This is a genomic window from Nocardia sp. NPDC019395 (assembly GCF_040632335.1).
In the GTDB taxonomy this organism is placed as follows: Bacteria; Actinomycetota; Actinomycetes; order Mycobacteriales; family Mycobacteriaceae; genus Nocardia.
Genome location: NZ_JBEYBT010000001.1, coordinates 787,898 through 803,250, shown reverse-complemented (window position 1 = coordinate 803,250; position 15,353 = coordinate 787,898). Strand labels below are relative to the sequence as shown.

Below are 15,353 nucleotides of genomic sequence, written 5' to 3'. Positions count from 1 at the left end.
CGGAGACCGGCGAAAGTCTCGGCGGATACCGCCGACGGGCCCAGCTCGCCCAGTAGGGTTTCGAGCCTGTCGATCTCCCAGTCGAGCTCCCGGTGGGAGCGCTCGAGCATGGTCTGCTGCGCGTGCAGGAATGCCTCGCACGGGATGATCAATCGGGTCCGTTCCGACAGCTCCATCTCGCTATTGGGCAGCCACTGGAGCCAGTCCGACACCGCGCGAACCTGATTCCCGGTTACCTGTGCGGGTTCCATTCGCAGCAGCTCCGACACCGCTCCCAGGTTCGCGACATCCCGCGCGGCGCTCAGCTCGGTGACCGCGGAAAGTACCTCCCCGGCCAGAGATTCTCGCCTCCGCCGATCATCGATGTCGGTCAGCCACTCGCTGCCGAGTTCGGCGGCGCGGGTGCGTGCGGTGGACAGTTCTTCGAGCGCACTGTCCAGTCGCCGGGCGGTCGCATCCGGGTCTGCCCGATCCGTCAGGTCAACCAATTCCGCGAGCCGCGGTATCAGGTACGCCACCTGGGCCAGCGCGACGAAGTCCGTGTCACCCGCCAGCTCACCGAGCCGGCGAGCCGGATTCTCGTAGTCGATACCTTCGGAACTGCGCCGGACCGTGAACAGTCGGCCGAGCGCGTCCTCCCATTCCCGCCACTTCCACGCTGACAGGTCGGTCGCCTTCCGATCGGCGTAGTCGCGCGAGTGGCCCGGCGGGCCGGCGCTCACACCGAGCTCGAATCCTTCCCGGAGGCAGGTGCGTAGTTCGGCAACCCGCCACGGAGTCGAAATAAGCTGCCACTCGGCCTCATCCATGCTCGACATCGCGGACTCGACCCGCGCGAAGATCTCGGGCACCAGCGTCGGCCTGATCGGATAGTGGGCGGTATCGATGCCCAGCCACCGGGCCAGATCAGCGCGCGCGGTGGTCAGGCGCTCGGCCGCCTGGTCCCAGGGCACACCCAGCTCGGCGGACAACGCATCGCGTCGACGGACAAACTCCTGCGCCGCATCCTCTTTCGATATCTTTCGACCCGCCGGCAGCGCGCTCATCGACCCCGCCGAACGCCGAACGCCCGCAGTACCGTCGTCCGAGCCGATGAACGGGCCGGGGAAGTCCACCGCAACCGAAAGCGACCCGGACCAATAATCCTCGGGCACCGGCCCCTGCAGCGCCGACCAATCCGATACATCGGCCACCGCGGCGTTCATCGCCTCGCCGACCGGTCCCTGAGATCCGGCGAGAGGGGACAGCTCAGCGGCGATGTCGAGCAGTCGCGATCGCCGGTATCCCGGACGCGGCATATCCGACGGTTCCCTCGCCGCCAACGCCTCCAGCCGTCGCGGCTCGAGCAGTTCGGCCACGCGCGCGACGACATCGGAGGTGGCGGTGAACGGCGATCCGAACTCCGAATACATGAAGTATGCGGAGGGCCCCAGGGCCACCACTGACGGACCGGCGCCCTCGTTGCTCACCGGTGTGTTCTCGATCGGCTCCGCGAAGCGGTGGGCCGACCGGAACGCACGTATCAGCGGACTGATTCGAGGGTCGTCCCGCACAGCGGCCGGAAGCTTACTCGGCCAGTAATCAAGGGTGATCCGCCACCTCGCCTGCCCACGCGGGTAGAGGTGTCTCGAAACGGTGGGCAGCAGGCGGTGCAGTGCATAGACCTGATGGATGCACAGCCATTGCAGGGCAGAATCGATCCGCTCCGCCAGGAGGGTGTAATTATCGGCAGCCAGGGCCGGTCCCACGCCGGCGTCGGCACCCCTCTCCTCGATTCCGTCGCGAGTGTCCGAGCCGGCAGCATCGTCCGGCCCGGAGGCCGGTTCCGGGAGTACACCGCGAAGGCCGAGTCGCTCCGCCATGAGCTTCGGCGTCGGGCGGGGCACCGTGCCCGCGGAAGAGCCGTCTACCGATGGATTCGTTCCGGCCGACTCCTCGTGACGCTGCCCGGTCTCATCATCCGCTCGCTCGGCACCGGGTTCCGGCGAAACAGGTGCTTCCGGCTCCTGCGGGCCGTCGGATTCCAGCCGGAACAGGCTGAACCATACCGCCTTCCGGAACGGGTCCCGTTCCCCCGCACGCAGCGGATACGCGCCGAACCGGTCCATATCCGCCTGCACGATCGCCCGGCCACGGCCACGTTGCACCTCCCGCTCGTCGCCCGGCCCGGGCGGGACGGAATCCGGTTCCTCGGCTTGCGCCGCATTCAAGTCGTCCGCGGCGGACAGATCCACGCCGAGAGCGGAAAGATCGAGGTCGTCGGCCGCCGAGAGATCTATATCGGCATCCAGATCGAACCCACCGGAGAGGGTTTCCAGATACCGATCCAGATCCGCGCCCTGCAGCGGCTGCTCACCCTCGAACTCGGCGAGCTGATCCCGCTCCGCAGACTCCGCGCCCGGCGGCAGTGGCGGCGCGAATTCTACGGCGGTATCGAACACCCGGACCAACAGCTGCCGCGGGCCGAACGTCGCTTCGACCAGTACCGGACCGTCGGTGTGATCCAAGGCGTTGCTGCCCCATTCCGAGACTGCCCGCTCCGCATCGGCGATCTGGCCCTCCGGCCACCCATCAGCGGCCATCGCTTCCCGGAGCCATCGGCGGACCTTACCCAGATCCTTGCGGCGCGGATCGGGCCCCTGACCCACCCACAATTCGGCCCGCACCGGCTCGGCGCCATCGACCCCGTCGGAGGGCCGTTCGAAGAACTCCAGACGGGCCGTGCGGGCCCCCTCCAGCACGGTCCGGCCGCTCGGGGTCGCCGGGGTATCGGCCGAGAGCACAACATCGATCAGGCGCTCCTGGCCATCGGCATCGGCAACGCGCATGCCGACCAGGGAAACCACCCCGTCGGCCACGCCGGCGGCGGTCCGAGCCGCGGCTAGGACAGGATGATCGAGTCCGACCCGAGTACCGTCGACGAGCACGTCCACGCTCAGCACCCGGCCGCCCGCCGCCCCGCGCACCCGCGGCCGCAGGGTCACGCGGGCACCCGGTGCCGCCGCGAAGATCCCATCCACCAGAGTGATCAGCGATTCCGCGACACGGTGCGGCACCTCGGGCTCGGTCCAACCATGCCAGCGCAGCAACCGCCCGAGCGGGCCGACCACCTCCGGCCGCCGTTCCTGCCAGCTCGCCAGATCCCGGGAGGGCGGTACCACCGCTTCCACTGCCAGCCGGGCAGCGGAAAGTACCGGCGCCAGGTGCGACGCCGCAAGGTCCTCGTCGACCGTCACCCCGGTCACGGGTCGCAGCAGCTCGGATTCGACCTCGGTGCCCGTTCCGGCGGGCAGCCCGAAAACCTGTTCGTCGACCCACTGCGCCTGCAGTTGCTCCGCCAGGTACTCGGCCGCGGTGGGTTCCCGCATATCCACACCGTCGGCCTCGGCCTGCACCGCGGCCCGCAGCGCTGCCTCGGCCTGCTCCGAATACCGCCGCTGCCAGTACAGCGGCAGGTTCTCGAACCGGGTCCGGCTGAGATCCACCAGCTCACGGTCCGGGGTATCCGACGCGATGGGCGATCCGTCCAGGGTCCGCAGCTGCAACCAATAGCTACCGTCCGGCCGGCGGTACAACTCCCGGAACGCCTCATGAATCCGCTCGGCCAACGTGCGGATATCCGCCTCGGACAAGGAGATCTCGGGTACCGCACCACCGACCGCCTGCACCACCGCGGACAACTCGGCTGCCCGCATCAGTTCCCCGGCACCACCTCGCCCTGGGATTGCGGGGCCGGACGCCGACTCCTCCGGGCCCACGTTGTCCTGGGTGCCGGCCAGCGGAGTGGCCGGATAACTTCCGCTCGGTACCTCGCCACGCGCCAGGGACCGCAGCGGGCGGCGCCGGTCGTCGAACACCATGCCGTACCAGGTGCCTTGCGGTTGTTTCCAATCGGTGAACAGTTCGTCGATCACCTCGTGCCCGCGGCGCTCGTGAACGCGGACTCGGTCGTCGTCGCCTTGATAGAACATGACGACGTGGGCGCCGAACCGTGGGTGGGCGACCGCACCGATCACGGTCTTCCCCTCGGCGGCCAGCGCGCGAATCTGCTCGGGGGAGTCGAAGGGTTTGTGGTGCCAGTGACTGCCGAAAAGTTCGGCGTATTCGACGGGGTCGTAGCCGCGTAGCCGGATCTGCTGATCGAACCGGGAGGGGATTTCTCCGTGCAGTTCGAACCCGAGCAGTTCCGCGAAATGCGCGATTTCCAGCGCGCAGATCTTCGGTATATCGCTCAGCAGGTGCGCGCTCTGCGCCCGGCTCGGTGCCGTGGTGGCGTCGCCGACCTGCGATACCGGCGTCCGCGCCGACCGCCCGAACACATCCCGGCCCGGCGTCGGGGTACCGATACCCGGTTCCGGCTCCGCGGTGAGCCGGGCCGCCGCCGCGAGCCCCCTGTCGAGTTGGCGGAGGTAGTCGGCTCCCGCATCGAACTCATCCAGGATCGTGGCGGATTCATACCGGACTGCCGCCGTGTCGAGCTCGTCGGTGAGCGCCCGCCAGCTCGCGAACCGATCCGCCCACGCGCGATGCTGTTCGGCGAGGGCGCGCAGCTGGTTCAGCTGCCGCACCAGCGCACGCCAGTTCGGTTCCTCTCCCACTACATCGCCGATACGGTCGGCGACCCGATCCGGATCGATCGGATCCGTCGCGACGCCCAGGTACTCCCGCTCGGCGGGGAAGTCCTGGGTGAGCTCGTCGAGCATGGTGAGATAGCGCCGTTTGCTGGTCAGCCGCTGCCGGTGGGCCGTGTGCAGGCCCTTCTGCAGGAGGCTGAGCTGCGCGGTATCGCTGGCAGCCAGTACCCGGGAGATCGTGGCGCCGAGCTCGATCCGCGGGGCCGCGGGTTGTTTCGCCGCCGTATCGGCGAGTTCGGCCAGTAGGCTGCCGAACAGATTGTCCAGCAGGTGCAGCCGCATCTGGTTCTTTTCCGCCGGCACACCGTCGACTCCGTCGGACACATTCAGTTCGAGAGGGATCCGGGAGGAGATCACTCGCCGCGCTACCTCGTCGAGCGTCGTCGCCGACGCCGCAAAATGCAGGTAGGTGTCCCGGGTGTCGAGCTGGTCTCGCATCTGCGTGGCGGATTCGCGCAGCGCCCGTTCCACGGTCACCAGGTTCGCCAGGCGAGTGTCGGCCCGTTCGATGTTCTCCGCCGCGTCCAGAGCCCGGAAAACGGTGACGAGGATGCGATCGTATCCGATCGCATCTCTTTCCTCGGGCGACAACTGATCGGCCTGCGACAGCCGCGTATCCAGGTTGTTCGCCACTTCCTGGTAAGCGTGCGGGGCGGTGATCGGGTCGGTGAACCGGTCAGCGGCGATACCGTGCCGCACCGCTACCTCCGGTATCAGTTCGCGGACGACCATCTGCCATTCCGCACGCCCCGGCGAATCGGCGCGCATCACCTCATCCGGGTCGACCACCAGGTCCCCGGCCGACTTGCGCAGCGTCGCCTTCGCGCGCGCCCGCCGTTCGACCTCCTGGATTGCCGTGATCACCAGGGTTCTTCCGAGGTCCGGATGCTGGGCCGACGGTTCGTCGGCCCCATAGACGGAGATCCCGAGCGGCGGGACCCTTTCCCCATCCACCGACCGTGTTTCCAGCGTCGTGGTGAGACGGTCGAGGAAGGCCGCCAGATCGGTGCCCCGCCACACCAGTGTCGCGACCTCCGGATCGTCCGAATCCTCCGAATGCGCCTTCATCTTGTGCAGTGCGTCGGCCAGACTTTCCTGCAGTGATATCGGGTTCGCGACCCCTACGGTCGCGTGGATGTCGATCCGCTTCGCGGTCGCCGGATCACCCAGCACCACTTCCGCCTGCTGATCCCAGCCGAGCGAGAGCGCGCTCGGCTCCGGGTACTCGTGGGCCTCCTTCGCAAACCACCGCAGGACATCCCGCAACTCCCACAGTTCCGGTTCCCGCTGCGCGCGCGTGGCATCTGTGACAGTCCGCTCGAGGCGTGCCAGCTCCGTTTCGAACTTGTTCAGCCAAGGGTCCTCGAGCTGCGGTTCACCGTCGAATTGCCGCGCCATCGCCGGTATTTCGATTGCGGTGCGCACGACCTCGGCTCCGAGGTCGTAGCCGGAGAGAATCACTCGCGGCCGGTCACCGGTGCGGTCCTCGCAGGCCGCGTTCACCGACGTCACCAGATCCACCAGTGTTTCGGCGTCGGTGGCTGTACGGATTCGCCGGATATCGCTACCGACCGACTCGGTTGTGCTCGGATCGTCGTCGAGTACCAGAACCAGCGCCACCCGTTCGGCCGGGTTCTGCTGCTTCTGCTGCTCGATCTGATGGGCGATCTTCCCGACCCAGGCGTCAACGGTGCCGAGCAGTTCCATGGCCGGCCCGGGCATATGCCAAATCACGGTGTCCGCGCCGGCCAGGTGATCGGCGGAGTCGGCGTCCTCCCCGACGGCGATCACCAGTTGCGCCCGGCCCTCCCCCTGAATCGTCGCGTCATCCGGTTCCCCGTCCGGGACAAAACGGGCTGAGAGGACTTGCAGCCCGAGGCCCTGGGCGCTGGCATGCTCTTCCACCTCGGCCAGCGTCCCGGCCGCCCGCTGCCAGTGCGGCAACTGCGGGTCCTGCTCTCGGCCGTCCGGCGCCGCAGTGGCCCGCGTCCGCAGTTCTTCCCGAGCCCGGCTGTCCAGCTGATCACCAGGGACGGTGGCCACCAGCTCGCCGAGCCGCTGCCCGGCACCACCCGCGTCACCTGAATCGCCCAGTTGTCGGCCGATCAGCTTCGGGGCCGACCTATCCGCGTCGGAATCGTCAGCGACCGGTGCGGTCCCGTTCGCCTCTGTCTCGTCGCCGAGTCCGGGCGGTATCCCCAGCTCGCCGGCCGAAGCGCCGGGATCCGCGATGTCCAGTTCGTCCGCCCAGGCGCTCGGCGGATTCCATTCGCCCAGCAAGGATGCGAGAAAGTCGTCCGGTGCGGTGTCAGCGGCTCCCCCGGCCGTGAGGTCGAACTCGAAGGCGTCCACCAGGTCGGCCAGCTGCTCGTTCTCCAGCGCCTGGTTGATCAGGTCGGCGGCCGCACTGTCGGGCGTGAGCCGGATCGGTATACCGATGTGTGCCTCGGCGAGCCGGCGCAGGTCCCGGGCCAGCCGCGCCGGATCGGTCCCCTGCCAGACGGCGGTGGCGCGCGTTCCGTACTCACCCAGGCCGGTGGCCGCGATCTGCAGGCCGGTGCGCAGGGCTTCCGGGGTGGGTTCGGTCGCGGAGATCGCGACATCCAACGAGTCCGGTGACACCAGATTGCCGAGTACCACGAACGACCGATCGGCGGGACCGGTGAGCAATGGCAACGCCAGCGGCTGGACACCCCACCGCCCGGCAGATTCCCGTTCTGCACTCGACTCATCCGGTACGTTCGGGGGGCGCAGGCGATCGGCCCGGTTCACACATTCCAGCAATCCTTGCACGCGCGCGAGCTCAGGTCCGGAGCCTGCTTCGCGATGCTGCCGCACCGCGTCGGCGAGCAGCTGTAGCCAGGCGACGGCGTGTACGGATGCCCCGATACCGTCCAATTCGACCAGCGTTGCGGGCGCGCCGGCGAGCAACGCGGATTGCTGGGCCGCGGTCAGGCCGGCCCACCCGTTCATCACGTCGATCGGTGACAGCTGCTCGAATCTGCCTCGCAGCGCTGCGGCTTCGGCGCGCACGGCGTCGGTGGGGGCCGGGTGCCGGGACAGGTCGAAGGTGGTGGCTCGGGTGGCCGGCAACTCGCGCAGGTCGGCGACCGCCTCGCCCATGGACCGGTGCGCGGCCCGCGCCGCATCTATTCCGTCGCCCTGGCCGACGATCTCGAACCGGGGCGGCCGGTCCCCAGAGCGCAACCGCGCCACCCGTTGCAGCTCCTGGCTCAGGGCTTCTCCGTCGGCGGCGACGAGATCGAAGGTGTGCGGGGCGCGGCCCACGGCGTCGAGGTCGTCGTCGTGGCGGAATACCGCGATCACGGCGACCGTGCCGCGCCGGCGCGCATCGCTGATCCGGTCGAGGAGCTGTTCCGGTCGGAGCGCCAGTTCACCCATCGTGGTCGTGGTTTCGCTCATCCAGCCGATCACGATGTCGGCGGTGGCCGCATCACCGATTTCGAGGACAGACCGGCCGCGCTGGGTGTCGATATTCGCGCGGTTGAAATCCAGCAGCCGGACCGGGCCGATACCGCGGCCCAATGCCCGCGTATCGGTTTCGACCACGGTTTTCTCGTATACGAAGAGTTCCGTGTGCCGGTCCGGGTCGCCTTCGTCCGGATACCGGTCCAGCTCGCTCTCCAGCGCCGACAGATTGCGGGCATCCCGCTCATCGGAATCTCCCGGAGGCCCGCGGTCGTCGCGGGGCAGTCCGGTGAGGGCGGCCGGCGGGCGATCGTCGTCGACCGCCATCCGTTGCTGCGGCACCAGCGGTATCACGGCCCGACCGTGCTTATCGGCCGCCAGACCGTGGACCTGCAGAATCTTCAGTTCATCGAGTGTGCGCAGCCGTGCCGGCACATCGTCGCCGTACAGGACGACCACCTGGTCGCCGTCCCATTCGTGCAGTACCAGCTCCCCCCGGTCGACCTCCAAAGTGAACATGGTTGCGCCGACCCGGCCGCGGTCGCGGTAGGTGATCGACCCCGCGATCGCGCCTTCGAGGCTGCGCACCTCGGAAACCAGGTCCGCCAGCGAGGTGAACGATTGCCACTCGATATCGGCCGCCGCGGCCACCGGTTCCTGGGTGAGCCCGGACAGCGGACTGGTGGTGAGCAGTTCCAGTCCGGCCGGTACGTGGTCGAGTCCGCCGCGCTCACGGCGGAAGTCCACCAATCGACCGACGGCGACCGATACCGAATTCGGGCGGCCGGCGGGCGGCGAGCTCTCCGGGGCGGCCGCGTCCGGGACGACACGTTCGAATTGTCCGGCGATCTCGGACAGTATGGCCCGGATCTCGGCATCACTGTCCGCGTCACGTTTCCGGGCCAGCGCATCGATCTCGCGCACCTGTGCCACACCGTTCCGGTAGCGGCGGTCCTCGCGCAGGTAGGACTCGATATCGCTGACCAGATCCCGCTGTGCTTCGTACTCCTTGATCAGGTCGCGGAGCTGCGTCTGATTCTTGGCGAGCGTCTTCCGGCGCGCCGACAAGAACCGACTGCTCAGCCGGGAGTCCGGTACGCCGAGAGCCGCGGCCAGATTCCGGTGCAACCGTGCGCGCTCACCGCGGGCCGCGCGCAGGGTCGCCGAGTCCAGGCCGGCGAAGTCCACCCCGCGTTCGTGGAGATCCAGCCGGGCGGCGCGGCGTGCGGTATCGGCGTTACGCAGCTGGTATCGCAGGGCACCCAGGCCACCGACACCGGCCTGGCTGCGGTACTGCGCGATCTCGATATCGGCGACGATGAAATCCAGAATCGCCTCGATCAGGCGGCCGACTCGGTCCTCGTCGCCCGGTCGCGCCACGGCGAGCAGGACGGCGGCCATATCGCGCAACCGGGGTGCGGCCTCCGCGGGGACGATATCGTCCATGGTCAGCGGCAGTCCCAGACGTTCGGCGACATCGGCACGCTCGGCCGGCTCCATTCCGGCGGTGATCTCGGCGTGCAGGTCCTCGACATCGCGGAGCAACTGGATCCCGGCGAGCAACTGCCGAGCCTCTGTGGCGATCAGCGCCCGGGCGGCCTCGGCGGGATCCGCCTTCCAGGAGGTGAAATCGCTGTCTTCGAGATATTCCTCGAACCGCCGGACCTGCGCGTCGGCCAGCACCAGATCCGGGGCGAGGTTCGACAGTCCGGACAGGGTGGCCGCCCGGTTCCCGTGGGCGGGTTCGGCGGCCAGGCCGCGCAGCGTCGCGAATATCTGGCCGGGCAGGAATGCGTACGGGTCGGCCGTTGCCGGGTTCGGGCCGGGGCGCAGCTCGGCGGCGAGCGCGGCGATCCGGCGGGCCACGGCAGCGCGCTCTCCGCGGGACGCCTCGAGCCGGCGCCGGATCTGCCGGCCGGATTCGGTGGGGGCGGCGTCGAGTTCGGCGGTCATCCCGGGCTGCCGGGGCACATCCGTTACCGCACGGGTCGCTGTCGCCATCTCGGCGACAGCGGTGACCGGACGGTGGCCGTGCGGATCACGTTGCCGCCGAACAGCATTGTGCGCGGCGATCCGGCCGGCCATAACCTTCGCGTCCGCGTCGGTATATTCCCCCGGCACCCGCAGCGTGGCGATCAGGGCGGTATCGCCCTCGTCCAGGTCGCGGAACAGTTTCCGGGCGTCCGCGGCCGCAGTCTCGAGGTCGGTGGCTTCGAGCTCTACCCAATGCGCCTGCCCGGCCGCATCCGGGTTCTTCCCCACGGCCACGGTCAATTCCGGCCGATCGACGTCCACGGTGTGGGACAGCAGCCACGTGTCCTGCTGCTCGTCCGCCCGCAAGACCCTCGATATCGCCGCGACGAGCTCCTGCTCGTGCGGTTCGCCCGCGCCTTCATCCCCGAGCGTGAGCCGACCGGCAAAATTGCGCACGGAGACGGGCAGGCCGGGTGCCTCGGCCAGGACCTCCGGGTGTTCCGTCAGCAGGGCGATATGAACATACGAGGGCAGAGTCCGCCAGATCTCATCGTTGGCCCGCGCTATATCCGCCACCGTCGCGGCATCGGCCCCGGCAGGCGGGAGGAAATCCGCGAGGCGGATACCGACCCATTCCAGCGCGGTGATCACCACCAGATGCGAATCGCCGGGCAGTGGCGAATACGCGTCGCCCTCCTCGTCCACGTCGGCCAGGACATCGTTCTCCAGGAAGATCAGCCGGGGTGGCGGGACGGTCTCGGGTCGCTCGGTGAGCAGGGCGCCCACAGCATCCGTATCGGGGGCGCCGTCCCGCCGGTGCCACAACACGGCAGCCACGGACAGGTGCCCCTGTTGGGACGGCAGCAGGCCCATCATCCGGACGAAGTCCGGGTCACCGATGAAACCGGTCGGCTGCAGTGCATCGGGTGCCGGTTCGACTGCGGCGGCAGCGTCGCGGCCGGGAGGTGCCGGTTGCGCCGCGGACAACACCCGGATCTCCTCAGCGATGTCCGGATCGCCGACGACGAGGACGGTGTTTCCCCGCCCGTCCGGCGTGCTGAGCTCGATCAGCAGGACCGGCGGATGTCCGGGCAGCTGGGTGGTCCAGCGTTCCGCGATGATCAACCGGTCGGCCCAGGCCTGGAGTTCGGTCAGGCGGTCGGCCTGGTAGGCGGTCAGGTCGGCCGGATTCAGGTCCTGCAGTTCACCGAGTTCCCGGGCCAGCAGTGCGCGGTTCACCTGGTCCCGCATCGAATACGGCAGATCCTCGGTGGCCAGTAAGTCGGTCCGAGTGTGCAGCAGGATATCCCGGTAGATATCGAGAGTTGCTCTGTTCCAGCGTTCTTCGATCTGTCGCAGCCGGAACCGGCGCAGCGCAGCAGGCCCAGCGGGTCCCCGGTCATCGAACTGTCCCGCGTCCCGCGCCCGCTCGACCTCGGTCTCCACGTCGCCCAACAGCTTCCGCCACTGACGCTCGGCGAACGAGGCCAATGGCGATTCGGGACTCGATCCGAGAGCCGTCAACGCAAGCCGCGGAGGAATATATCCGGGCAGACGTGCGCCGATCAAAACGTTCTTGAAGTCCAAGCCCGCCACCGCGAACGACCGACCGCCCCGCCCGAGCTTACGTCGCGGCTTCCCGTTGGCACGCACCCGCATCCCGTGGATGCTGTCCACACGATCCTGCCGGCCCTGCCACTCCCGGAACGACATCACCTCGCCGTTGTCGTTCACCATGACCACATGCCCGGCCCGGTATACGGCCACCGCATGCGACCCCACCGCGCCCGGATTGTGCATGCCCTGGTACCCGACCACCGCGACCACCCCGTCGCCGGTAGTGCGCACCAGATCGTGCAATTCGTCGAACGAACCCCAGCCGCCGCGTTCCCAGTCGGAACCGACAATGCGCGGTGCGTCGGCGGGATCCACCCCGTTCGGGCCGATAACGATATCCGACCGTTCCGGCGGGGGGTGGCCGAGCGCGGCGTACAGGGCGTCGGTCGCCTCGGGCAGGCAGATATTCAGTGTGCCGCCGGCGATGGGCACCGGACTCGCGAAACCGGGGCGGCGGTAGTCGGCCAGATCCGCGGGCCGGCCGTGCTCCACCAGCCCCCTCAGCTGGCTGTCCAGGCCGGCCGATAACGCCGTATCTATCCGCGCCAGCTGCGCGGTGGTGATATCGATGGTCTCCGAAGCGCTCAGCAGCCCATCCAGTTGCACGAAAGCGGTGGCTGCCGCAGCCCATCCCGTATTTGCCAGCACATCGACGCGATGCTCGAGCGCAGCACGCAGGTGCGCGGCAGCCGTTTCGGTCGGCGATTCCCCGGTCACGTCGGCGACACTCTCGTGGAGTTCGGCGAGCAGCGCCGCCGCGACCCGGTCCCGTTCGGCCCGCACCCGGTCTGTGCGCCCCGCCTCCACCGTCATCCAGGGGAATTCCACAACAGCCGGGGAATCCGCCAGCGTCGTGGCGGCAGTATCCCGTTCACCGGTCACCCGCAGCCGCTCGTTGAACAGCGTGCGCACGCGAACCGTGAGGTCGCCCAGATGCCACGACCGACGCTTCAGCTCGGACCATTCCTCGGCAAGCACCACCAGTTCGTCCAGTGCCGCACGGATCCGGGTAACGGCAACCGATTGGGCGATGCCCTGCGGTGTCCACTCCCCCACGGTCTGCCGCAACTCCCGTAGGAGGTCGAGGTCGGCCACGCCTGCGGTGAGCTGTAATCCGTGCGCGGCCATACTCGATCCGCTGTTGTCACGAAGCCGGACGAAATCCTCGAGGGCCACCTGCATCTGCGCCCTGGTGTGCGCTATCGCGGTGCTCAGCCGGGTCACCGAGTCGATCCGCTCGGTTGCTGCCGCCACCTGCTCCGCGCCGGCGATATCAGCATCCAGTTCCCGGACTGCCACCGCCAGGGTGACAGTTTCGGCCAGGTCGTGCTGCCGGGCCAGCCGGTCGGCGAGCTGGGCGACCCGCACCGGTGTCAAATGATCGACCGACGCCCCGATCAGCAATCCGAGCTGCCGCGCCTTCCGCGACCGCTGGCCCTGGAAAGCCGGCAGTTCCCGGCGGAATTCGTCGATAGAGCCCGAATATCCGCTCAGGTGATACAGCTTCTCCCTGCTCTTGTAATCCGAGTTCGCCATCCCGACCAACGGTGGAGGCGCGGGCATGGCCGCCCGACGCTGTCGGTCGACCAGACCTGCTTCACGAACCAGCCACAGGATCGACAGCAGTTCCTCATCGATTTTCCGCTCGCCGGACTTGACAGCCGCTATCCACTCCCCCCACGCCTCCGAGTCCCACTGGGGGTCCTGTTTTCCGATCAGGGTGTTCTGGCTGCCATCCCGCCGGATCAGGTCGTTCACCTTCGCACACAAAACCAGGTGATCGGTGTCCCACTTCGCCCGTTCCTCACCGGACCCACGATTCGCGTCCACCAGCGCCCAGGACCGGCACAGCGCGGCCTGCACGTGATCGAGCCCCGCAGCCCGCACCACGCCCGGCAGGACAGCAGCTTCATCGGACAGGGCGCCCTCGTGTTCGAGGACCTCATCCACCGTCAGTTCGATGCCACTCTCCAGCGCGGCGGCATACCGGAACCGGTCCAATTCCGGCCCCAGCTCCCGTGGCCCCCCGAATTCGGCCGGCCCGGTTATCCCCGGCACCTGCCCGACGCCCTCCGCGTCGCGCGCGGACCGGGCCCGACGCCCCGGTCGACGCGAGGCGTCCGGCCCCGGCCGGCCAACTGAATCCGAAGCGTCCACGGCGAATTCCCGGCCCTGTACACCAGCGGGCACCGCGCCCGCCGCCGATTCCCAGATCGCGCGTCCGTCACCGCGGTACACCACCTCGACGGTCACCGGTTTCTCATCGGGTGCCCGGAATTCCTGGACCGCGGCACCCGACACGATCAAGTCCGCGAGATCGGCACCGGCCGCCGCGCTGTCCACGGGCCCCAACCGGGCAACCAGGAGCGCGGATACGATGGGACCCGACCGCGATCCGCACCGCACCAGATCCGAAACGGTGTGTACCTGGCCGGACAGCTCCACGGCATCCGCGGCCGCCTCCGGGACGAAAACCTTCGTGTGCTGGGCCGAAACATGCCGGTCGCCGAGTTCGAGCACCAGCAGACCCGCGCCCGAGCTGCGCGGATACGCGAGCAAACGAGCCCGAACCCCGAGGTCGGCGGCTCGGCGGTCCGCTTCGTCCAGCGCAAGCACCAGATCGTCGAGTTCCCGCAGTCGGGCCTGCTCCCCCTCGCCCAGCTCGTCCATCCGGTCGCGCCGGCGCAGTGCATCGTATTCGCGGCGGAGCAGCTCCCTGTTGTGGGCGTCCCGACGACCGGGCGGAACGAACTCGAACGCACCGAAGTACGCGGAGTATTCCGTTCGCAGGATTTCCCGCTCTGTGGCGCCGAGCCCGTCGTCGTCCCAGAACGCGGCGCCGCGGATGACCTGGTTACGGCGGGCATCCACATCGATACCGGGCAGCCGCAACAATTCACCCACATCCAGCAACCCGGCCCGGGTGAGCGCGGGGTATAACAGTTCCCGCCGGGCCGCGGATTCCGCGGCCCGATCGGCTGAGTCCCCGCCGGGTGCGCCGGCCAACGGGGTGCCGGGGAAATCGTGGCCCGGGCGTCCCTTCGGCTTCTCGCCCGGCCGGATCGGCCGCGCCGGCTTCCTGTTGGCGTGAAACACGATGCCGTACAGCCTGCCCGCCGGTATTTTCCACTGCGCGAACGGCTTATCGATCACTTCGTGACCCTTGCGTTCGTGGACCCAGACCTGCCCGTCGTGCCCCTTGTACAGCACGAACGCATGCGCCCCGGCCGCACCGTGGCTCACCGCACCCAGAACCACTTCGCCGCGGGCGGCCCGCTGATACATCTCCTCGATATTGCGGAACCCGCCCCGACGCCAGTTCGCCTTCGCCGCCTTCGCCACCGCGAGTGGGTCGATACCGTTGAGCCAGATGGTGGTATCGAATATGGAGGGCGGGTCCACGTCGATCCCGAGTATCCGGAGGAACCACAACGCGTCCACGGCGCAGATCTTCGGGAGATCCAGCGACACCCGTGCCGGATCGGCCACCGCCGGCGGCTCCGGTATCGACACACCGTCGCCGATACCGGGGACCGGAAGCTTCGTCGCGCGTTTCCGCTGCGGAACCGCCCGGAACCCAGCGGTGCGGGCGGGACGCCGCACGCGGTCGAGGATCTCCGCACCGTGGGCCGTCGCAACGAGTTCGGCCAGTCCCTCGTTCAGCTGGGCGTCCAGCTGGGCCAGGGTCTCGGTGCGTCC

The 15,353-nt window shown here is 68.7% G+C and carries 1 protein-coding gene (cut by both window edges); it reads right to left on the bottom strand.

Every position in this 15,353-nt window falls within one protein-coding gene, locus ABZ827_RS03555, for a LuxR C-terminal-related transcriptional regulator, read on the bottom strand. The gene is 96,180 nt long; 64,450 of those nucleotides lie to the left of the window and 16,377 to its right, leaving coding positions 16,378-31,730 in view — codons 5,460 (complete) to 10,577 (partial); the first complete codon in reading order (the gene reads right to left) occupies positions 15,351 to 15,353. Both codon boundaries (start and stop) fall beyond the window edges.